The organism is Photorhabdus asymbiotica (genome assembly GCF_003634575.1).
Classification (GTDB): Bacteria; Pseudomonadota; Gammaproteobacteria; order Enterobacterales; family Enterobacteriaceae; genus Photorhabdus; species Photorhabdus asymbiotica.
In genome coordinates this window covers 1,215,468-1,238,809 of sequence record NZ_RBLJ01000001.1, presented here as the reverse complement: position 1 = coordinate 1,238,809, position 23,342 = coordinate 1,215,468, and the positions used below count along the sequence as shown (strand labels likewise).

Here is a 23,342-nt window from a genome sequence, read left to right as displayed (position 1 = left end):
ATAAGTTCTTAATTAATTATAGGTATTTATAAATAAAGTATAGGAGATGTATCAATTCTCCTGAAATTATTTATTCAGTTGTTGAATGTCTATTGTAATGAATAAAATAATCACGTAAGAAGATAAAGTGAGAGTGAAAATACACATTGAGAACAACGGTAGGTGATAAATTACCACCTTTTTCTATAAGTTTTCGCTCTAAATGGAGATAAAAAATATGTCATTGAATGATTAATATTCTGGATTTAAAGGGATTATGTGAGAATAAAATATCGCAGAGAGTTATATAACGTAAAGATGATTCTAAAACTACAGATTTATACTCAGGAGATTTTTTATGAATAAAGTAAAAATTGTTGCTGAAACTTTAGTGGAATTGCGTGAACATTATCATCTGGTGGGTATAGAACGGCAACCAAAACAATTGAAGACTGCGGATTTTGATGGGCCGGTCATATTTTCCGACGATCCGAAAATAGCCACGGTTTCACCCGCATTTTTTACCATACAAACTATACAAGAATTAAAAAGGTTAGGAGGTGTGTCTGATAGTGATTATGGCCCCGGAGGAATGGAGCCGCATCATCCATTGCCTGAACCTTATTCTGCTGAACGGCTGGAGAATGTCACTGGTAATCACGCCGATTTATGTAAAGCCTTCCGTGCTTATATTTATGGTGATTCTGCTTTGGTCAAAGATTATGAAGATATTCTCAACGCGAAGCGTTTCCCGCTGAAAGTTGCGCTATATGGTGGCGATAGCATAACTATTTCTGCGGACAAGCCACTGATCGTTCAAAGTCGAGATAATCACGGTGAACCTATTGTATTAGTTTATGAGCAGATAACTGTTGAACCTGGCGGACAAATTATTTATCGCACCAATGGGGCTGTTCAAGCGAATACCATGACGATGGTGAGTTCTATGGGGGCAGACAGCGAGCCGACCAATATTATTAATCGGGGAAGTGATGGAAATCATGGCGGTAATGGGGCGAATGGAAGTGATGGAAGGACCGGTAGTTATGGTAATGCTGGGCAGGATAACAAAAGCTCCTGTGCAAAGGCTGCAACGTCGGGTACTAACGGGACTCATGGTACAGATGGTGCTGCTGGAAGCAATGGTGAAAATGGCGGCGACGCAAATGATATTGTTCTAAAGGTTGCTCACCTTGCAGGTACGGTAACCTTAGAATCGGCAGGGGGTAATGGTGGTAATGGCGGTGTCGGTGGTAAGGGGGGAAGAGGGGGAAATGGGGGGAATGGAGGTAGCTCTACTACTTACTGTGGTGCTGGACGTGGCGGGAGTGGAGGTAATGGAGGCGAAGGGAATAACGGTGGCAATGGAGGTAAAGGGGGGAATGGGGGCAATATTTATGTTACCTATGGGAGTGGTACTCCGGTCTTTAATGCTAAGTCTGCTGGTGGCATGGGTGGTGAAGGTGGCTATGCTGGTTATGGCGGAAGTGGGGGCTATGGTGGTAGTGGTTCTCCTAGTGGTAGCCCCGGTAAAATCGGTGCATCGGGTAACGATGGGATTGCGGGAGCAGCGGGTGTTAAGGGGGATGTTTATATTAATGGAGAACGTCAGTAATGATATAAGGTGCCCTCATAGAAAAGTTCTGAAAGTGGACATTCAAATTTGTGGCAACTGTTGAGATAAAGAGATAATAGTCACTATAGTTCCTATATTACGGACAATAAGGAAGATATTACCCGCCTGTGATTACAAGCGGGTAATAGTAAAATATTTTGTAAACAATATTTCATTTCTTGGTTTTCTTTATATTTATAAAATAATAATAAATTCAAATTTGGTAAATATATTTAAATGTTTTAATTGTTGATTTAAGGTGAGAGTTTATTCTAAGAATATAGGGTATATAACATCGATTTAACTTGCGGGTTTTTACTTAATTTATATTAATAATTTCATTATGAAATAATCGAGATATATACCCAAAAGATTTCGAGTTGCAGCGCGGCGGCAAGTGAACGAATCCCCAGGAGCATAGATAACTATGTAACTGGGGTGAGTAAACGCAGCCAACAAAGCAGCAACTTGAAGGATGAAGGGTATATTTGTATCGGGTTGTTATTTGATTGAAAATGCACTATTTCACGTGGCAGATTTATTTCACTATGGTGATATTACTTAATTCTATAGATTTTAAGTTGGGATAATTAATTGGCATGCATTAAAAAATTGCAATGTATCACAAAAATATCTTCTTTATTTGATGGAAAAAGTTGAGAATCACATTACTATTTTATTGATAGAATTTAAATGCCACATTAGATCATTTTGCCTAAAGTGGATAAATGTGGCATTTAATTAATTCTAGGTATTTTGGATTAATAAATAGGCTTTTGAAGAGATATATTAATTCTCATGGGAATTATTTGTTCAAATTTTACGATCAAATTATTTATACCCAATAGATTTCGAGTTGCAGCGCGGCGGCAAGTGAATGAATCCCCAGGAGCATAGATAACTATGTGACTGGGGTGAGTGAACGCAGCCAACAAAGCAGCAACTTGAAGGATGAAGGGTATATACGATTATTGAGTATTTCTTGTGATAACGAAAATAATTACTTAGAGAGATGAAATTCAAATGAAGACACATACTTTACATTTTGATTTAGCTCAAGGTCATTTACGTACCCAATCCAGCCAATTGAGTCTCTGGGTTGGTGAATATAATATACCGTTGCAAGAACATGATGAGTCAAGTTTGGCCAAAGCGGCTGGCGAGAATCCTGCAATAGATATGGTTCTGCGTTACGGTTCACACAATATTAGCCATTTCGCCGAGGTACCTGAACACTATTTTTTACCTCATCACGTTACTCTAATTAAAGTGGTTGGTGATAAATCTGGGCCTTACCGTTCCTCGTTACCAGTTCTTTACCATCTTTCTTACCATATCCCTAACGCTCATTTACGTCGTTATGCCAAACGTAACATAGAAAAACTGGCCGTAAATAATATGGGTAAGGCTTTGCCAGGTAAACTGAGTGCTCTTGGTGTTAATAGCCAACATTTAGCACGAAACCCTATTCATTGTGGCGATTTGTTGGTTGCAACTAATGAAATGAAAACACCGTGGGATGTTGCTTGCTCTATTGTGTTTTCCCATCCGGAATTGTCTAACAGTCAAGCTTATGCGGCATCAATTGTGATGGATGCACATATTGCCCCTCCAGAGGCAATCGACCCACAGCAATATAACCGAGTTTATGAACTAGCTATATCAATATCGAGTCAAGGACCTGCAACAGAAACCGGTGGTTTTGCCACTTATGGCCAATTGGTTGACCCTGATGGCAACGCGATGTTTTACGAATTTGACTGGGTGGGTCAAGACGGACAGGTGATTTTCGCCGAAGGTGATCCGGTAATGCAATATAATCTATCGGATGAAACAGAGAATTATTCAGGATCGCCGGCCTCTAATGCGCTGAAAACTTCACATAATGATACCCGTTTGCAAAATCATAACTGGAGTGTCAGCCAAAGTGCGTCTCTCGACGTTACCGAATTCAAAGATCAAGCTTCAGCATTGAATGCTCCGCGAAATACCAGCCAAATTTGGACAGCCACTAACCGCACACCTAATCATGGTATGGATGTGTATCCTGACAGCATCCGTTACGATCCCGGTCAAAGCCATTTTTCCGTTGATTTTAAAAATAAATATTTACGTCAGCTTGGTGTTTATATTCAATTCTTTAAAGACACTGAGATGAAACAGCCGATCGATAATCCAACGGTTGATGGTAATTGGCCGTTTTATTTCCCTAAAGAGTTAGCGGAATTATTCGAAACGCCATCACAAAAAGCCCTTGGGGTGTTGCCTAATGTCAATACGATCATGGGAATTCCGATGCCCACTGATCCCACTAATTTTGGTTTGCCTTGGCCGGCTGAAGCTCAGGCGGCTAAATTCTTGTTTGGTGGTTTGGGAACTTCCCGTTGGGATAACCCGATTGTTTGGCCGGGTGTGATTTTAACCGGTATGTTCCAGTACGGTATTCCATCTCTGATGATGTTGGCCGGTGCCGCAGTGACCAATACTCAGTGGTATAAAGATTTTATTTCTAATAAAGATAATGTTGCCATATTAGCCGGTATTGCTTTCCCATTGATTGGCGGTGGTGCCGCTATCGGTTCAGCATTATTCAATACTAAAAAAGTGCTCACCAGTTTAGCCAGTATCGCCATTGGTATTTTGGCTAAAAAAGGACTGGAAGCGTTAGCCACTTATGTGACAGCCCAGATAGCAGCCAGTGCAGCGGCTCAGGCGGTTCCTGTGGTGGGTTGGGCGTTCAGGATTGCTGCAATTGCGCTAGATTTGGCTCAGATTGCAGTGACTACAGGGGAATTGCTCTCTACGCCAGCCACTTTGGAAGTGGATATCAAGCGCCAGATGACGTTGGCTTTTACCCTGCATCCCGATCCCGCTCATGGTGAAGTGGGGCGCCCAGAAACCGCAATCTGGCCGCCGGTGGGAGTGCAGTGCCAGGTGACGGTCGAATATACCAACGGCACCTACTACACCCAGACTATTCCATTACCTACAACCGGCTCCAATACGCCGCTAATTTTTAATTTCAATTCGGTTGGTTGGGGTGGAACCCTGAAAATTAAGGCTAATGTTTATTCCGCTACTGGTTGGTTAGCGGGGAGCTACGTCAGTGAGCTGCTGAATGCGCAACCAGACGATCCTAATGAAGGCATTATGCGCGTCAGTGGCAATATAAAAGAGATGTTGGTGCCCCTGACTCAGGTGACGCAATACGAATATTGGGAACAGTTGTCTTACGATAGCGATAAAAAAGAGTATCAGTGGATTGAAGGCAGTGTACCGTTGGAAACCCAGTCTTCAACCAATTGCAGCAATGTAGGTAATAACATCTGCAAGCTGGTCAATATGACAATACTGAATTCAGATTATCAGGTGGGTTATTGCTACCAGGCTTCCGGTCAGAATATCCCATTGGAAGATCCATCAAGCCCGCCAAATAGCGGTCAGATGTATGTGTTGCAAAACATTTCCACTTTGAGCAACGACACGCTGAATGAACGTTTGAAATTATCCGAGGTGGGTTTCAAAGTACAACCCCTGATCAGCTATAACAGTTTTGGCGAAGGGCCGGACGACAAAACCATCACCCCTTATAACTTTATTATTGACTCACGATTCGGTGAATATCACTTGCGTCGAGTGGACCTGCGCGACGGCAAACATGATTTTAGTTTGACAGACAATCCGCTGTCTTGGGGATCGTTTACGATTCCTCATCTGGATGCAATGGTGGTTCATCCGAGCGGTTATGTTATTGCAGTCAGTTGGCAATACAGCAAGATGCAGATCCTGCCGTTGGGTGATCAGGGTTACCCGGATGCTCAAGCACCTGCGGCCCAGATTGTCTCTGGCGAGGGGATTCGACAAGGGCTCATGCATGGGCCAATTGCCCTGACTGTCACGCCAGATGGTCGCATCTTATTATTGGAAACAATCAATACCCGTGTTCAGGCGTTCGATACTAAAGGGAACCCATTCCCCAGTTTTCCAGGGGCAAAACTGTTTAAACTGCCTACTGCTGAGTATCAGGCAACACTGGATGCCCAGATGTTCTCTCCGGCATTACAACAAGCATTTCGTGAACAAGGGCTGACATTCCTGTTTAGTAACAGTGATCCGAGCTTTATTCGTTCACTGAATGCCGGGGTGCTGGATGAGCAGATTATTGCCGTCTTTGCTGAGGACGGGATCTATCTGAGTTATAACCAGACCGCAGACGGTAATATTGACCCAGTTGGCAGCACAACGGTTGATGTGATACAGCAAGGGCAGAGTTGGTTGGTATATGATCCGCAGAAACCTGCAACTTACACGCTAACTGCTCAGGGACCAACGGTATCCGTATATAACGATTTGAGTAACGTGCGGGTCATCGCTATCGGTCAAGGTGTCAAATGGCAAATTGATGATCTTGCTGGCGCCCGCTCTTGGTTGTTAACCCTTGATGTAACGAATCCGGCTGAAATTATAGTCGCTGATTATCTGTCCTATATGCCGCTGAATAAGCCAGAGGGAATAACTTATTTGGATGTGGCGGTTGAGTCTAAAGGATATATTTATGTCTTGTCATACCGTAACGAAGGGCGTGATCCAACGGATTATATCCTTGATATCTATGAGCCTGACGGTAAGTTCTTGGTCACTGTCCCTGATTCAACACTGGTACCTGATCCGACTAAACGCCAGCATATTGTGGCGGCACATTTGGCGATAGATCCATTCCGTACCTTGGTGGCAATGAATTACGGCAAGTTCCTGGGTGAAAATCAACGTACTCAACCACAGATCAGCCAATGGACACCAACCACACCGATATTCGATCTGGGTATCGATCAACTACCGATATTCCAGCAACACGATATGGATAAGATCAGTGCAGTTTTTGCTGAGAACAAACACCCTCTTAGTCATCAGGCAACTATCGAAACTATCAATAACAATGGTTATTTCATCATTACCGATGTTGATACCCGTTACCCGGTCATTTCTACAGTAGATGGCGATAATTTGCAGATTATTTCTGTCTACAGTTTCTCGGAGAAAAATATGTTATTAAAAAGTTATAGTTCAGGATTTAAAGCGGTCTTGCAATTATTAGGTATCTTGGAGAGCGATGTAACGGAGACAGTCGTTATTCCATCTTCGTCGCAAGGCTCTTTACGGCCTGATGATCCACAGTCACTGGCCCCATCTCATCAGTCAAACGTGTCGTCAGCAGCGGAGCTGTTGATCCTTTCTGGTATCCCCCCGGTTGAAGCGCCGATAGCATTTCCGGCAACCGTTGATGTTTTTGCGATTGGAAAATTGGTGATTGCTAATGGTGAGATTTTGGAAATTAGCAGCCCAAATTCACAGCCGATTGTGGTAGCGGTAGACACGCTGGTGCTTGAACAGGGTGGGCAACTGATATGTGACGCTAATGTGATCTTAAATGTGCAAACTTATACCCAAACTCAGGAGAATACCCATGAATAAAATGAAATCTGTTGACGAAACTTTGGCTATGTTGCGTGAGCATTATCATTTGACCGATGCAGAGCGGCAGCCAAAACAATTGAAAACTTCGGACTTTGACGGGCCAGTAATATTTTCTCACGATCCAAAAATGGCTACGGTGCCACCCGCGTTTTTTACTGTACAGACTATACAGGAGTTGAAGGAGCTTGGCGGGGTGCCTGACAGTGAGTATGGCCCGGGCGGAATGGAACCCCATCATCCACTACCTGAACCCTATTCAGCTGAACGGTTGGCGAATGTCACCGGTAATCATGTTGATATATGTAAAGCTTTCCGTGCTTATATCTATGGATATTCTCCTTTAGTCAAAGATTATGAGGATATTCTGAACGCTAAACGTTTTCCGATGAAAGTCGCGTTATACAGTGGTGAAGATATTGTTGTCACTGCCAGTAACCCATTGATTGTTGGAAATAAAGATAGCCATGGTGAACCTGTTAATTTGACGTTTAATAAGATAACGATTGAACCCGGCGGTAAGATTATTTATTTGACCAATGGTACGGTTGAGGCGAACGAAGTCGTCATAGTTAACTCCCCAAAACCATATCCAACTCCGGGTGATAATGATGGCCCGAACATCGAAAATATTGGTAGTCACGGAGGCGATGGTGGGAGCGGAAACAATGGTTCTTCTGGAAGAGACGGCAGCAATGGCAGTGCGGGTCAAGATAATAAAAACTCCTGTGCAAGGCAGGCTACGGACGGTACCGCTGGTGGCAATGGTACTGATGGCGCCAGAGGAAGTGATGGCGAAAAAGGTGGGGATGCGGGTGATGTTAATTTTAAAACGGGGACGCTTAGCGGCTTTGTGAATATGCTGACACAAGGCGGTAATGGGGGTAATGGCGGTAACGGTGGTAATGGTGGTAGTGGTGGAAAAGGAGGGAATGGCGGTGCTTCTACCAGCGAATGTAGCGCTGGAAAGGGTGGTAAAGGGGGTAATGGCGGTAACGGCGGTAACAGTGGTAATGGTGGTAATGCGGGTGACGGCGGTAACATCTATTTTACTTACCAGGAAGGCGGCAGTGCGACGTTCCAGGCCAGGGCGGTTGGCGGTACTGGTGGTAAAGGCGGCAATGGTGGCTCTGGTGGTGCTGGCGGTGGTGGTGGTACAGGTAGTAGCGGTGGTGCCCCAGGTAGTAGTGGTTCATCGGGGACCACAGGAGCTGCCGGAAAAGCCGGTGCTATCGGTGCAATTTATGTCAACGGTAAAAAACAATAACCGCAAGGAGGAGTTATGGTCGCAGATATTCAAATTTTGGGGACTAACGGTGTAAATGGTGCCGATGGAGCCAATGGCGCTGATGGTCAACGAGGTGCTGATGGTCAGAATGCCTCTCGTCGTAAGCCAGCCACTGCCGGTAGCCCTGGTAGTAATGGTCATTCTGGTAAGAGTGGCCTGGATGGTCAATCCGGTTCTAGCTGGTGGTTTGCCCTGCGTTGTACCCGTTTTGACGTACAGAGTGTCGCACGGATTAGCAATAATGGCGGTAATGGTGGTGATGGTGGCATAGCGGGTTACGGTGGCAATGGGGGGGATGGCGGTAATGGTGGCCGTGGTAATTCGTCATCGTCAGGCAAGCCGGGAGGGGACGGTGGCAATGGTGGCAATGGTGGCAATGGCGGCAATGGAGGGGATGGCGGCGATGGTGGTAATGTTTGGGTCAGATATAACCAGACTAGCTTACCAAAACCGGTATCTGCCACTTCTAATGGCGGGAACGGAGGACTCGGTCAGCCAGGTGGTGCAGGAGGGATCGCCGGGCGCGGTGGGGTAAATGGAGATGGTTCACATGCACCCGATGGAGGATATGGTATTGGAGGGATTAGCGCCAGTGGTGGTCAGGCTGGGAGAGTTGGAAAGGTTTCTGTAAATCACTTGCTGCGAGGATAATGACATGAGCGAATCCAGATCTTTTGCTGGCAAATGGCAATTTGCAGCGGCTTCTGGCCAACTGATTACGGTTCAGGAGGATGGTACGCTTAGCCTGTCAGCCAAGCAATCAGGGGCGATAAATCAAATGATTAATGCTTATGGCATGACTAGCTTTTGGTTACAGGCGGGCAATGGTCGATATTTGGCTGTGAGCGGTAATACTCCTCAAGCTAATCAACCGCGCGATGGTACGGTTGCTGAGATCCGGTTGGAAGAGGTAGGAGGATCTGGATTTCGCCTGCGTCGTATTAGTAGCAGTGGTGACAGCTATTTGGTGGTGCAACAATCTGGGCTGATTTGGCAAGCAGTCACTAGCAGTCCGCCTCTGTCAGCCCAATTTACTCGTACCGTCGTGACAAAAAGCCTGGAATATCTCAAAGACTGGGGAGCCATGGGCGCCGATCTACGTTTTGCCTATCTCGCCGAAGAGAATTTGAATGAAATGGTGATGATGGCCGTCGATTTGTCCAATGCCGACCTGCGTGGCTCCACATTGCTTGGCGCTGATTTAACGAATGTTAAAGTTGATGATTGTAATTTTAGTGGTTGTGATTTAAGTAAGACTGATCTAACGGATGTTCATGGTAAAAATGCACTTTTTGAAAAGTGTATCGTGGGTAGTGATACCAATATGCCTGGTGCTGAGCTACCAAATGCCATTTTCCGTGGCTGTAAGAGCAGTGGTGGTCAGCCGGTATTAAATCGTCTAAAAGCGCCCGGGGCTAATTTCTCAGGTGCGTTGTTACCTTCGGTGATCATGGAGAATGCTGATTTATCGCAGGCGAATCTGGTTAATGTTGATCTAAGCGGTGCCAGTCTGGCTTCCTGTAATTTTACCGGGGCGATTATGACGCTGGTAAATTTACAAAATACCACTTTGCAGACTTCGAATTTTAGTCAAGCCACGTTAGTAGGGACGGATTTTACTGGGGCGAATATCAATCATGTTAATTTCAGTGGCGCTAATCTGACCAATGCCCGGTTATCGTTAACCACCGGTTATAGTCAGCTTAACCTCAGCGACAGTACCTTATTAGCAACGGTGCTAACAGAAATGGATCTGGTTGATGCCACGATTACCGCTAAAACCAATTTTACTCAAGCACAGATGGATGGGGTCAATCTGAGTAAGCAGAAGTTGGATCAGGTCGTATTCCTGATGGCGTCAATGAAGAAGGTAAATCTGGATTATACATCACTCAATGGTGCCGTTCTGGTCGGTGCCAATCTGGCTGGCGCTACTGTCTTGGGTAATGTCTCTTTAGTGGGTGCGAATTTGTCCAATGCTAGCCTGGCGAATGTTGATCTGACCGGTGCTCAATTTGGGGCCTTATCCACAGTGACATATCTGGATGAAGCCGAGGCTCAATCGCTGGATAATCAGCAGCTGCCTGCACAGTTACATCAAATGTTGTATCAGGGAAAGATGTTGATCAACGGCCAAGCAGAGGTGTTGGTTCGTCAGCCGGGCCAGAACTGGCTGGTGGAACATGAAGGTAAACCGTTATTTATTCACTATCAGAATGGGCAATTAAACGTTGCTCAAGATAATGGTGGTAATGCGGCAATTCTTGCCAACACATTTATGCCTAACGCTATCTTGACGGGCGCTAATCTGTATGCGGTTGATATGTCCGGCGCTCATTGGTACGGCAGCGACGCCAGAGCTGATAACGCTAATCTGGAGCAAGTCAACTTATCGAAGGCTAACTTAGCGACCATGAATTTCACTCAGGCACGGTTATATGGTGCAAATTTGGCCTATGCTAATTTGGTGAATACCAACTTCAGCAAGGCGATGTTGGAACCAACTCAAGGTCTTAAACCGGCATCTCTGGCCTTTGCTTCAATTCAAGGCACTATTTTCACTGAAGCTAAATTGACTGGCGCTAATCTGACTAATGGCGCGGTAGCTTTGCCGCTTGAGGAAGCAGGTAAGAAGCAGACAGGTGTGCCTTTATTCAGTGCGGCGCTTGAGTTGGTGAATTCATTAGATAGTGGCGTGATATCAAAGGAATTGCGGCAGGTATTTATCGATAACGGCTATAACCTGTTGTCTAATGCCAAAATCATCGAAAAACAAAATGATCAATATTGGATTATCTCTAACCAGCCGCAGGACACCGATCTGAGTTACCGGGGATATTGTAACTTTGTTGTGATTCGGGTGAGCGAGGTCGGCAATAACCATCTGCAAGTTTGTGGTGGATCGCCATTACGTATCATCCGGGTTGCGGCTGACAATACATTACAACCGGTTAATGTTGCTTTTGGGGTGACAATTGATATCACTCAGGCGATGGATGGTGCTACCACTTGCCCAAGTGGTTTGCGTTATCAGTTACTCAATACGGGTATTAGTTATCAATCATTGATGACACCGGGATTACCACCTCATCCGCCGAGATGTATTCCCAGCCCAACGACTTGGTGTTGATAAGTAAGAACAATGATCTGGCAAACGACTAATCGGAGTAAAGAATACCACTATGGATATCAATATGATGAGAAGTGACAATATGCCAATTGCTGTTATCGGTATGGGTTGCCGTTTTCCGGGGGGCGTTAGCTCCCCAGAGGAATACTGGCAGCTGTTATGTGGTTCAAGCGATGCAATTACCCCAGTCCCCCCCGAACGTTGGTCAACTCAGGCTTATCATTCCCGAGATCGCAATTTGCCAGGGAGAATGGTGGCGCGAGAAGGGGGATTTATCGCTGATGTTGCTGGCTTCGATGCAGCGGTATTTGATATCAGTAATACAGAAGCGCCTTTTATCGATCCGCAGCATCGCCTGATGTTACAGGTGGCATGGGAAACGCTGGAGCGGGCGAGAATAGCGCCAAAATCGTTGGCAGGTCAGGCAGTTGGTGTCTATGTCGGCGCTTTCACTCATGATTACATGCACCTTCAATTTACTGATTTACGCCAGACTACCGGTTATACCTCAACCGGCGCGATGGGAACTATGTTGTCAAACCGGATATCCCATGTGTTTGATTTTCGGGGGCCGTCCCTGACCATTGATAGCGCCTGTTCATCGTCCCTGTTGGCGGTACATTTGGCTTGTGAAAGTTTACGGCGCGGAGAGTCGCAACTGGCTCTGGCCGGTGGCAGCCAGTTAATGCTGATACCTGATTTTTCGGTAGTGGAAAGTCGTACCGGTTTTCTATCACTTACCAACCGCTGTCATAGCTTTTCGGCTAATGCTGATGGTTATGTGCGTAGCGAGGGAGTCGGCGCTGTTTTGCTGAAACCGTTGAACGCAGCTTTACAGGATGGCGATCCCGTTCTGGCGGTGATCCACGGTTCGGCGGCAAATCAAGATGGTCATACTCCCACGATTACCCAGCCAAGTAGCGCAGCACAACAACGGGTGATTCGGATGGCCTGTGCTCAGGCAGGGATTTCCCCAGAAGAGATTGATTATATTGAGGCTCATGGCACCGGAACCGCGGTAGGCGATCCGATAGAAGCGGAAGCGCTGGGACTGGTGTGTCGACCCGATCCGACAGATCGCCCATTGCTGATCGGCGCGTGTAAATCCGTGATTGGTCATACGGAAGCCGCGGCAGGTATTGCTGGATTAATTAAAGCGGTATTGTGTTTACAACGGGGACAGGTACCGGGCAATTTACATGCCGATCCCCCTAACCGCTACATTCGTTTTACCGAGTTGGGATTGCAAGTTCCACGGCAGTTAACCCCACTGCCTGAAGGAAAAGTGATAGCTGGAGTGAATTCCTTTGGTTTTGGCGGAACGAATGTTCATGTCGTGTTAAGTAATCATGCTGAATCTTCCGTACAACTTCGGGCGACGCAAGGGCAAGCTTTCATGCTGCCATTGTCTGCGCAGTCTGAATTTTCTCTGAAGCAACAAGCTCAGAATATTGCTGATTTGCTGCAACGGCAGCCGGAGATTGCCCTTGATGATTTGTGCTATAGCCTGGCGACGACTCGTCACTGCTTTCCGTTACGTAAGGGAATAGCATTCAGTAACCGAGAACAGTTGCGACAGCAGTTGACTAATCTGAATGTGTCGTCGAAGCAGAATCATAAAAAAGTTGATCGTTTGGCTTGGATCTTTGCTGGTATTGGCAGTGAAGATTGGAAAGATGCTATAGCTTGGTTTCAACAATTTCCTGAGTTTACTGAACAATTCGAACGTTGTGAGGCAATTTGGACGGGATTTTCTGCACCTTCCTTATATGCGGCATTGAGCTCTGCCGATGAACTCATAGAGCCGCCGATGCAGTTTGCCGTGCAGGTATCAATGGCTGCGCAGCTGCAAAAGTGGGGATTCAGACCTGCGGCGTTACTTGGTCATAGTTCCGGTGAAACGGCGGCTTGTTATCTGGCGGGAATTTATGATCTGACGCAGGCGCTGACACTGTTACATCAGCGTTATCATTATCTGGAACGAGTGTTGAATAAGGGCGGCGGATTATTAATCGTGGCTGCGACAATAGAGCAAATATTGCCTCATTTGTCTGCTCCCGGTGCCGAGCCTGCTGTGGTGATAGCTGGGCGTAATAGTATCGACCGTTGCTTATTGTCCGGGCCTGTAAGTGAATTAACAGCTGTTGCTGATCGTTTAAAGCGTCAGCGTATCGCCAGTAGTCGGCTCAATTATAGAATTGCTTCTCATTCCTACTACTTAGAGTCAATCAGGGCTGGGTTGACCGCGGATGCGGCAACGATTCCTGCGGCAGAACCCTTGTTGCCGGTATTTTCATCAGTCACAGGGGAGTTGATTAGGGGTAAGTTGAGTCCTGAACATTGGGCTGACAATGTAGTCACGCCATTCCGTTTTGACGATGCGGTAGAAAATATGCTCAAAGCGGGTTTCCACCATTTTCTTGAAATTTCACCTAAATCCCTACTGAGTGCAGGATTGAAGGATTGGAGTCAGCCTTATCGAGGACAGGTGTTTGCTTGTCGTGCAGGGCAGACTTGGCCACAACTGTTAGGGCAACTGTTTGAAGCCGGTATTGAACCGGACTGGCGGGCTTTAATGCCTACGGCTTGCCCAATCGATCTACCCACTTACTCTTGGCATCAGCAATCTTATTGGTATGAGCCAGAGATTAGCCGCCGCCGCCGATTACGTATATTGAGCGGTGTATTATTGGGCGAAGCCCAGCCGGGTAGTGAGAGTTGGCAAGCTGAGTTAGCTGTGGAACAAGTGCCTTGGTTACTCGATCATGTGGTCATGGGCAATGCAATGTTTCCAGCTGCGGGCTATATTGAAGTCATGTTGGCGGCGGCTCGTATCTGCTTTCCTGGCGTTGGATTGGCGCTTGATAATATGGTGTTGCAATCGGCTTTATTGCTGGAGCCAGGCATAGAGTTCAGGTTAAAGACACAGCTAGATCGCCAGCGAATGGTAGTGCAAGTATACATTACCCGTAATTTGGATGAGGATGCACATTATCAACTGGCAGCCAGTGCGCAGGTGAGCATTGTTGTACCGGGTGCGACTGCGTGTGCTATCCCTCCGTTAGCGGCAAATGATCGCTATCCTTGTGTGTGGAACCAAGAGATGTTGTATCAAGCATTCCAACATCTGCATTTCAGCTATAGTGGTGTTTTTCGTACTCTGCGTCATGCGTTGGTCGGTGAAGAGGAAACAATCTGTGAGATTGAATTACCACCTGCACCGGCGGGAATGGATTTTCACCCTGCGGCGTTGGATGGCATCTTCCAATCATTGTTGGCGATTCAGTCTGTTGATGTTCACGCGCCAATTCCTGCCAACGAGTTCCGTATCCCGGTAAGTATTCAGCATTTGCGTATCAATGGTAACTTGTCAGGCCGGGTTTATGCCCATGCTCGAAATACTAAGCAGACGGAACAACAATGGTTTGGTGATATTGATGTCTATACTGATAGCGGTATGTTGCTTTGTCAGATCAGTGGGTTCTGCGTTCAGCTTGTTGGTAATAGAAAAAACAGCTTGTCTTCCCGACTGAACAATCTGGTTGTCGGCCAACCTCAGTGGCGTGAACTACCCGCTCAGCCATCAACAGAGTCTGTAATGCGGTGGACTATTTTAGGTGGTGAAAACGCTCTGGTAGAAGAGTTGGCTGATGAGTTGCAACGCCGTGGTGGGCATGCTTCGTTATATTCTGGTCTGCCCGACCGTGATCAGAAAATGCAAGAACTGGTTGATACCCTTCCTGTTGAGACCGAAAGAATCCTGATTCTCTGGCCGTTGCAAGCCCCGCGGATGGCTTATCATTCATTGATCCATTTATGTGCAGCGCTGGCTGAACGATCGATAAAACCACGTTTGTGGATAGTGACCCAATGTGCTCATCAAGTCACTGAGCAAGATCTGCCTGATCCCTTTGCCGCAGCATTATGGGGCATGATGCGTGTTATTGGTCAACAGGAAGCGACTGCACTGTGGGGGGGATTACTGGATATTGACAGTACCACGGCTCCAGCCAAATGGTGGGACGCGTTGTTGACCGATGATGGTGAGGATCAATTAGCTCTGCGCCATGCTCAACGTTATGTGCTACGCCTTGTGCCATTACCAGAAATACCCGTGCTACCCCCAGTGCGTTTTCGCCCAGATGGATGTTACTTACTGACTGGTGCCTTTGGTGATATGGGGCGTCAATTGATTCCCTGGATGGTACAGCATGGTGCTCGTCATTTGTTATTGATTGGGCGTCGTCCTAATCTTAATGCAGAGGAGCAGAAGTTACTGGAAATGCTGCATCAACAGGGGGTCGAGGCTAATTATCTGCCGATTGATCTCGGTGATGTGGAAATGACCAACATCTGTTTGGCTCAGTATCGACAACAGACCAACCAGTCGCTACGTGGGGTAATTCATTGTGCCGCGCATGTTGAAGATCAAGGATACCGTGAACTCAGTCCTGAGGCGTTTGATAGAGTATTTGCCGCTAAAGCATTAGCCGCCTGGACATTACATCAAGCGCTGGCTGATGCACCTTTAGAGCATTTTGTTATGTTTTCCTCGTTGGGGGCACTATTAGCTTTACCGGGTATGGCATCTTATGCAGCGGCTAACGCCATGTTGGATAGTCTGGCCTGCTTACGGCGTCAGCAAGGTTTACCGGCGTTAAGCCTTAACTGGGGACCGTGGGCAGCGGGGATCGCTTTGCGGGATAGTCGAACCCTCACCGTATTGGAAAACAGTGGCTTACAGCCATTTGGTTCAGAGGAGGGATTAGCGGTTTTAGAGCGCTTGTTTGCCCGGATTGAGCCGCAACTGGTGCCGTTCTTGACGAATTGGTCAAATTTACTTTCCAGCCCGATGAGTCATCTACCGTTATTACGTGATATTCAGCAAGAAAATGTGGTTCAGAGCTCCGCAGATGCAACGCTTGCGGTGAATAATCTGGATGATATTGTCAGCTTGTTACAGGCTTTCTGTGGTGAGATTGTTGGTTCACCAGCTGAGGTGTTTCAGCCAGATCAACCACTGACCGACAACGGTATTGATTCATTGAATGGTTTGATGTTAGTACAAAAAATTAACAAACAATTACGTTTGGATATTCCTCTGGAGTTGCTGCTGGGTGATAAGTCGTTGGCAGAACTTGCATCCTTGATTACATATCGACTGCAAGTTAAGGCAATTGCGAAATAGGAATAATCTTCGAGTTGTTTAAGGGGTGTCAATTCAGAGGCACGTAGTGGCGATTTAGAAAATTTATCGGACTACGATGCCTCTAATGTTCTATTTGGGAAGTGAGTGCAGCCAACAAAGAGGCAACTTGAAAGATAACGGGTATAAGTTTAATAAATTGATTATTGAGAAATATGATATTTGTTTTGGGGTTGTCTTAAATAAAATTCCAAAATGTAGATCCCTCGAAGGGAACTCAGTCCGATTTTTGCGATCTGAGCAATCGCCAAATCAAAACAAATCATTCACCGGACTAAGTTATGCTGATCATAGCACCAATATCCCGAAATGAACGTCGCCAGATGAAAAAAACTATCCATAAGCCTCTACCTTAAAATTGCTTGGCCCTGAGTACGGTGAAAAAAGGGCAAAAATCACGGACGCTTTGTCCAGCGCCTCAGAGCAACATCCGGTGTTTTATGAAAATGAAGTCGATATTCACTTTAACCCAAATAATAGGTTCTGATAGGTATTTCAAGGGACAGCATAAACGTTTTGCTACGCTAGGAAAAAATCAAAAATATTATTTCGCCGGTTGCCTAAACGCTCAGGCAGGCCAAATAACTTATGTCGGTGGCGTTGCTGTCACCTGCTACCGCAATTAAGGATTTCGAGTTGCAGGGCGACGGCAAGTGAACGCATCCCCAGGAGCATAGATAACTCTGTGACTGGGGTGCGTGAAAGCAGCTAACAAAGCAGCAACTTGAAGGATGAAGGGTATATTAGATATTATTAATCCTCTCAATTAAGAAGGTAATCACAATGTTAAATGAGTATGAAAGAAAAGAAATTGAGTCATTACACGAACAAATTTCAAATCTTCAAGAGCAACTGGACATTCATAAAACGCTTCTAATAGCGTTGATGTCCGAATTATCGATATCTTCCATCAAAAATTTCTCTCCATTTGACACAGCCATTAGAAATCATTTTAAAGAAATACCCGCCCATACAGACACGCATTACGGACATCGAAAGTATATTGAACAGTGCATTGAAGAAGCCGAGCGGGTCCAAGAATTAACACCTGTTCGTTAACATTGCTGTTAACAAGAATTCGCCATTAATGTTTTCAAGAGATACGGATACAACATTGGTGGCGTTTGGTTTTAAAATGAAATTTGTGTGATTTATCATTATCACCTCAGCTATTTTTAAAACTTCATGAGGAGTGTTTCCAGGGCTTCTTCATAAGTTTCAAGGAATTCATAAACCATATTTACTTCACGTTCTGGGAGAGGCGACGACACATACAATAGCCAAAGCGGCCAGAAGGTTGGTTAACTATATAATATATACATACGTTGGGGGTGGGATTTGCGTTGAACGTTTCCCTTAGCTTATAAATTAAGGAGCTTATTAATGAAAACATTTATGATGGTGATTAAATGAAAGACAAAAATAAACTTATCAAGAAGTTGGAAACAATAAACGCTGATACTTTCTTCAGGTTTTTGGATGCGAAGAAAGTAACTCGAATATGCCCGATGTGCTACAGTGTTGGTGAGCAAGTTATTGCTGAGACAAACAAAGCTATGGTTGCTGACTTGCTTCATGGACAATCGGTTAGTAAAACATTTGTTACTTTTTTCAGACACGCACCAGAGCAACCCATCGATAGTGATGCCAATTATTATTATAAACTTAGCTGTGATAGTTGTGGTTATATTACCACTTATGAGGTCAGCTCTGTGCTTCATTGGTTGAGTCAGCAAGAGAAAGGATCTCATGATGAGTAATGTATCTTATATAAATAGCACTAAACGTAAAGGGGGTAATGATATGGATACTACCCGTAATGATGGTGGTGATGGCGGCAGTTTAGGGCCAAGAGTGGCGCGTCTTGAATCAGATGTCATACAAATAAAGATAGAGTTAACAAAACTAACAACTCGATCTGAAGAGTTTGCGACAAAAGGCGACTTACATAAAGAAATCAGTGCACAGACAAAATGGTTAGCTGCAACCATAATTGGTACTGCTGGGCTGGCATTAGCTGTGGCTCGTTATTTGTTTGGGTGAAATTTTGGTAGGTATTTTGTGAGTGTATCCAGGCTGGATAGCGGGCAGTACCTTGTTGATGTTTGCTCAGAAAGGGCGTAAGGGCAAGCGTATTGTGACTATCGTTCCTGATTCTGGACTCAAATATTTATCAAAATTTTACGATGATAACTGGATGAAATCGGCCGAGTACACTAAAGACAAATAATCACATAACAACATAAGCCAGCCATGAACACAAAATACAACTCAACATTGAATATAAAAGAAAACCTTAAAATATTGCTGATGGCTACTCTATTCTCTGTACTTTGGAGTTCAGCCTTTATAGCCGGAAAGTTTGGCATTGAGTCATCACCGCCCTTGTTTTTACTGGCCATACGATTCCTGCTGGCTGGCTTGTTCATGGTATTGATCATGGGGTTTATACCTAGTGCCAAAATACCCGACCGTAAAACCCGTTCGTGGCTGCTGGCACTGATATTGGGGATGTTGAACAATGTACTGTATCTTGGACTGAGTTTTTATGCGTTACAAATTCTTCCGGCGGGATTTGTCGTCATTATCATCAGTACAGCCCCCATTATTACGGCTGTATTGGCACACTTTACGCTCGGGGAGCTTTTAACCAAGAAAAAACTGGCAGGTCTTATACTGAGCATTTGCGGCGTATGGCTTATTGTTCATGGGCAATTGGTTGATGGCGATTCCACTCAGTTCCAGCTTCTGGGATTTGCGCTGGTTGGGTTAAGTACAGTTTCTATGACGTGTGGAACCATTGTTTATCGACGTTATGCCAGTGATATTTCTCCTTTTTGGATCAACACATGGTCAACGATTATCGCAGGATTCATTATGCTGGTGTTGTCCTTGCTTTTTGAAAACTTGTCAACGGTAAATCTGGACAGACGTTTCTGGATTGTATCTCTCTATCTTGCGTTGGTTGTCTCTATCGGTGCTATGCTGTTGTGGTTTCACCTTATCCGTACTGCCGGTGCAAGCAAAGCCAGCGCCTGTCATTTTCTGAACCCGGTGTTTGGATTGGTACTTGCGGGGGTTTTACTGCATGAAATGCCCAGCTTTATTGGGGTCTTAGGTGTCATTCCCGTTTGTTTAGGAATAGGGTTAGTGGTTCGGAGTCGTTGATACAATTGTTTAATCTGGCTGCCTATATTACATAACTATGGCGGTAATAGTTTTACCGTCATGCTTTGCTTAGGTGTTTAATTATCCTGTAGCAATAAGTGTATACCCGTATGAGCAACCGTAATCCACCCAGTGCCTTTCCGGTGCAACGGGTCCTCCCTGTTTTTGGTTAATCTTGAGCCGAATAGTACAGTCCCTTCATTATTGGGGTAATGAGAAATAGGTTTGTCAGTTATGGCCACTGGATTGAAAGAATAATGGGACTACTCCTGATTTTCTTTTCTGTAAGATTATTATTTTGGTGGGATAATTGACTTCATAAGGCATTATTATTTTTTCCATATCAATCAGTGCGCCATATTTTCTAATATGGCGCACTGAATTTTAGCGTAGAGTTTTTGGGAAAAGTTATTTTAACCAGCCTTTAGCTTGAGACGCTTCCAGTTGTGGTAACAAGTATTGCCAGAATTCAGGATAAACATCGGCAATAAATTTATTGCGGTTAATCACCTGCTCCAGGCTAATATCATTTTCCACCCAACTTTGGCCTTTGTTATGCAGATTCATCAGAACTGGCATCAATCTGTCTAGCATTTTAGCAAAAAGAGCATCCTGACTTTCTCCTGCTTCATACTCCTGCCAAAGTGACATAAAGTGATTTTTCTGAGGTTCGGGGAGTAAACCAAAAAGACGGTTGGCGGCTTTAACTTCTTGTCCATGAATGGCTTCACGGGCAGCTAAATCGTAGACCATCACATCACCAGCATCAATTTCTACAATATCGTGAATTAATGCCATCTGAATAACTCGCTGAGTATTTACCCCTTTCATATAAGGTGCAAAACTCATCGCTGCGATAGCGAAATGCCAGCTATGTTCTGCTGAATTTTCCTGACGCTGGTTATCCAATAACTTAGTCCGCCGTTGAACTTTCTTCAGCTTATCCAATTCCATCAAAAAACCAATTACATCAGTAAAAGGACCAAAATCAACGGCAGGTACTGCTAACGACATATAAACCTCATTAATTATTTTTCTCTTCATCGAGAGAATAAGGTAGAGGCTGAATAGTGAGTGAATGGCCTTCATCGTCACGGACACGGAATACACTGTCACTTTCCATATCATTATTCATGACGACTTGTACCCAGACACTCTCATCATTCATCTTAACGGCAGCCAAAACGGTGCCTGTTCTCCGCCACTTATCTCCCAGTTGCCATTCCAGATCGTCTCCGGCTACAGGAATTTTGGCCGCACTGCCAGCCAGCCAGTACATTGCCCGTTTGTTTGCTCCGCGGTATTTAGCACGAGCCACCATTTCCTGACCGGTATAACACCCTTTTTTAAAACAAATACCTCCTTCCAATGCTTGAAGATTAGTTGCCTGAGGAATAAATTGTGTACTGTTTGCCGGATCAATAACCGGGAAGCCGGCGGCAATATCCAGAGCTAACCACTGTTCGCTATTATTCAGCTGAGCCTGGAGTGTTTCTGTTAACAGCTCAGCCGTTGCTGTGTCGGTAATCAACATAAAACGCTCAGATGGCAAGGTAAAATGGAGTAAAGTTGTGGTTTCATGTTCAACGACAGCATTATTAGCATCGGGTAGTGTTGGGAAAATATTATTCAGTGCCTCGCGGCAGCCTTTACCTGCAACACCTAACAGCACGGCATTTTCATCCTGAACGAGTGTAATTTTAGAGAATACCGCATATTTTTTCAGTTCTGTAAACTGGGTTTCCAGCACACTGCGGCGTTCAATATAAGCAAGGTTTTCACCACGATGAAAGAGGCGTAGATTACTCCACATTTTGCCCTTTGCATCACAATGTGCACTAAGCACATGTTGATTCGCGGCAAGTGCGAAAATATCTGCCGTAACCTGACCTTGCAGATATTTTTTGGTATCCGGTCCAGTTGCTGTTACCAGGCCCCAGTCATCCAGAGAGATTAAAGTCAGGGGAAGGCTTGATGAAGGTAATGGAAATTGTGAAGAAAACGGAGTCTTATAAGTCATGACATATCCTGCTAGTCAGATATTTGAGCCAATGATGTATCAATGGTAAAAGAGCTGAAGCACAATGCAAGTAGTTATTATTGCTATTAGCTGGCATGATGCATAAGTTTGCCGGGCGATTTACTGGCTAATCGATTTAACACAGACAATGAAAATAAAAAGGGGATTTTTTGAACATGGATATTGATAATAAAGCACGTATACATTGGGCATGTCGGCGTGGAATGCGTGAGCTGGATATTTCAATTATGCCGTTTTTTAAGTATGAATATGACTCACTCAGTGATGATGATAAACGACTTTTTATTCGTTTACTCGAATGTGCTGATCCTGATCTGTTTAACTGGCTAATGAATCATGGGTGTCCGGAAGATGAAGAGCTATTCCGCATGATTAAACTTATTCAGAATAGAAATAAAGATCGTGGTCCTGTGGAAATGTGATCTCAGGGTATCCTGGCATACCCAGCTAATTTCTACCTGTGCTCATGGTGTAATAGCACTTATAGTACTACTTGCTCCGTGGCCGGCGGATGACGCTATTTTCTGCATTTTCTGGCTTCCTTTGGTCCTGTTGATTATTGCCAGTTGGGGGCGTAGCCAGAAAAATATCCGTAAATCACAGGGGATTTTAGTTCTGCTCAATGATAATAAGTTGCAATGGAAAAAACACGAATGGCAAATTATCCGACAGCCATGGCTGTGTCGCTATGGGCTATTAATTACCGCTCAATCTTTTTATAACCAGAAAAAAATCCGCCTATGGATAGCATCCGATAGTATGTCACAGGATGAATGGAGGAATATTAATCAACTGTTGTTGCAATATCCTGATATCTGATTGAGCTGAAATTTTCCTGATTTAAAGCAGAGGCTCCATTTCTTGCAGGATTTGTATACACCATTGCGATAAACGCTCATCGGTTTGCTCATACTGGTTGACATCGTCCAAAGCCAGCCCGACAAATTGTGAACCAGTATCGGTTAATGGTTTCGGGCTGGTAAACTCGTAACCTTCGGTCGGCCAGAAGCCAATAAAATGCACGCCTGAAGGGAGTAGATGGCGATATAACATACCAAGCGCATCAAGGAACCACTCGGCATAATCAATCTGGTCACCCATACCATACATGGCGACGATTTTTCCCTGTAAATTGAGGGAAGGAATGTGATCCCAAATAGTTTGCCAGTCTTCCTGTAATTCGCCGAAATCCCATGTTGGGATGCCGAGAATCAGTACGGAATATTCTTCCATTAATTCAGGTGCTGTATCTTTGATATTGTGGAGATCAATTAAATCCTCACCAAGGATATCGCGGATTTTCTCTGCCACCATTTCGGTGTAACAGGTGCTGGAACCGTAAAAAAGACCAATCTTCATCATTAATTATTATGGTTTTTGGACATCAGGGCTGGCATTGTAACAGAATAATTGCTTTTTCAGGCATAATAGCCAACATAGATT

Annotated in this window: 15 protein-coding genes and 1 pseudogene; 13 read left to right on the top strand and 3 right to left on the bottom strand. The window is 44.9% G+C overall.

Translation table 11 applies throughout. The features are described from left to right. Window positions 1–337: 337 nt before the first annotated feature. The 11 genes and pseudogenes from BDD30_RS05470 (at window position 338) to BDD30_RS05410 (ending at window position 19,858) form a co-directional block, all read left to right on the top strand. The gene (locus tag BDD30_RS05470; RefSeq protein WP_015833340.1) at window positions 338–1,594 is read left to right on the top strand and encodes a hypothetical protein; all 1,257 of its coding nucleotides are present in this window, start codon (window positions 338–340) and stop codon (window positions 1,592–1,594) included. Between the two features lie 1,023 nt (window positions 1,595–2,617). Next, complete coding sequence (locus BDD30_RS05460; protein ID WP_015833341.1) at window positions 2,618–7,066, top strand: C-type lectin-like domain-containing protein; 4,449 nt, start codon at window positions 2,618–2,620, stop codon at window positions 7,064–7,066. Continuing rightward, window positions 7,059–8,333: a hypothetical protein gene (locus BDD30_RS05455; RefSeq protein WP_015833342.1), complete on the top strand. Its 1,275-nt coding sequence runs from the start codon at window positions 7,059–7,061 to the stop codon at window positions 8,331–8,333. The genes BDD30_RS05460 and BDD30_RS05455 overlap by 8 nt, the downstream gene beginning before the upstream one ends. A 15-nt stretch (window positions 8,334–8,348) precedes the next feature. Beyond that, window positions 8,349–9,005, top strand: a complete 657-nt coding sequence (locus tag BDD30_RS23470) for a collagen-like protein (protein ID WP_015833343.1) — start codon at window positions 8,349–8,351, stop codon at window positions 9,003–9,005. 4 nt (window positions 9,006–9,009) lie between these two features. Next, entirely contained in the window at window positions 9,010–11,484 is a 2,475-nt protein-coding gene (locus BDD30_RS05440) for a pentapeptide repeat-containing protein (RefSeq protein WP_015833344.1), read from the top strand. A 64-nt stretch (window positions 11,485–11,548) separates the two neighbouring features. Then, window positions 11,549–16,672, top strand: a complete 5,124-nt coding sequence (locus BDD30_RS05435) for a type I polyketide synthase (protein ID WP_158307053.1) — start codon at window positions 11,549–11,551, stop codon at window positions 16,670–16,672. Window positions 16,673–17,033: 361 nt separating this feature from the next. Beyond that, window positions 17,034–17,292: pseudogene (locus tag BDD30_RS24035) on the top strand (IS630 family transposase); the annotation flags it as partial. Window positions 17,293–17,473: 181 nt separating this feature from the next. Next, the gene (locus tag BDD30_RS05425; protein WP_041381656.1) at window positions 17,474–17,749 is read left to right on the top strand and encodes a hypothetical protein; all 276 of its coding nucleotides are present in this window, start codon (window positions 17,474–17,476) and stop codon (window positions 17,747–17,749) included. Window positions 17,750–18,099: 350 nt separating this feature from the next. Further along, the gene (locus tag BDD30_RS05420; protein WP_015833348.1) at window positions 18,100–18,450 is read left to right on the top strand and encodes a hypothetical protein; all 351 of its coding nucleotides are present in this window, start codon (window positions 18,100–18,102) and stop codon (window positions 18,448–18,450) included. After that, window positions 18,443–18,733 (top strand): hypothetical protein, encoded by a 291-nt coding sequence (locus tag BDD30_RS05415; protein WP_049795187.1) that lies wholly within the window; start codon window positions 18,443–18,445, stop codon window positions 18,731–18,733. The genes BDD30_RS05420 and BDD30_RS05415 overlap by 8 nt, the downstream gene beginning before the upstream one ends. Window positions 18,734–18,943: 210 nt before the next feature. Further along, on the top strand, window positions 18,944–19,858 hold the full coding sequence (locus tag BDD30_RS05410; protein WP_015833351.1) for a DMT family transporter: 915 nt from the start codon (window positions 18,944–18,946) through the stop codon (window positions 19,856–19,858). Between the two features lie 408 nt (window positions 19,859–20,266). Here BDD30_RS05410 and BDD30_RS05405 read toward each other — a convergent pair whose 3' ends face one another. Together BDD30_RS05405 and ygfZ are read right to left on the bottom strand one after the other, a co-directional pair. After that, on the bottom strand, window positions 20,267–20,872 hold the full coding sequence (locus BDD30_RS05405; protein WP_015833352.1) for an HD domain-containing protein: 606 nt from the start codon (window positions 20,870–20,872) through the stop codon (window positions 20,267–20,269). Window positions 20,873–20,882: 10 nt separating this feature from the next. Next, window positions 20,883–21,878 (bottom strand): tRNA-modifying protein YgfZ, encoded by a 996-nt coding sequence (gene ygfZ, locus BDD30_RS05400; RefSeq protein ID WP_015833353.1) that lies wholly within the window; start codon window positions 21,876–21,878, stop codon window positions 20,883–20,885. A gap of 176 nt (window positions 21,879–22,054) precedes the next feature. Between ygfZ and sdhE the strand changes: the two genes are divergently transcribed. Further along, window positions 22,055–22,321: an FAD assembly factor SdhE gene (gene sdhE / locus BDD30_RS05395; RefSeq protein ID WP_015833354.1), complete on the top strand. Its 267-nt coding sequence runs from the start codon at window positions 22,055–22,057 to the stop codon at window positions 22,319–22,321. After that, window positions 22,302–22,718 (top strand): protein YgfX, encoded by a 417-nt coding sequence (locus BDD30_RS05390; protein WP_015833355.1) that lies wholly within the window; start codon window positions 22,302–22,304, stop codon window positions 22,716–22,718. Before sdhE ends, BDD30_RS05390 begins: the two co-directional genes overlap by 20 nt. Window positions 22,719–22,739: 21 nt before the next feature. Here the strand turns inward: BDD30_RS05390 and fldB are convergent, their stop codons facing one another. Then, on the bottom strand, window positions 22,740–23,258 hold the full coding sequence (fldB, locus tag BDD30_RS05385; RefSeq protein ID WP_041382730.1) for a flavodoxin FldB: 519 nt from the start codon (window positions 23,256–23,258) through the stop codon (window positions 22,740–22,742). Window positions 23,259–23,342 lie beyond the last annotated feature (84 nt).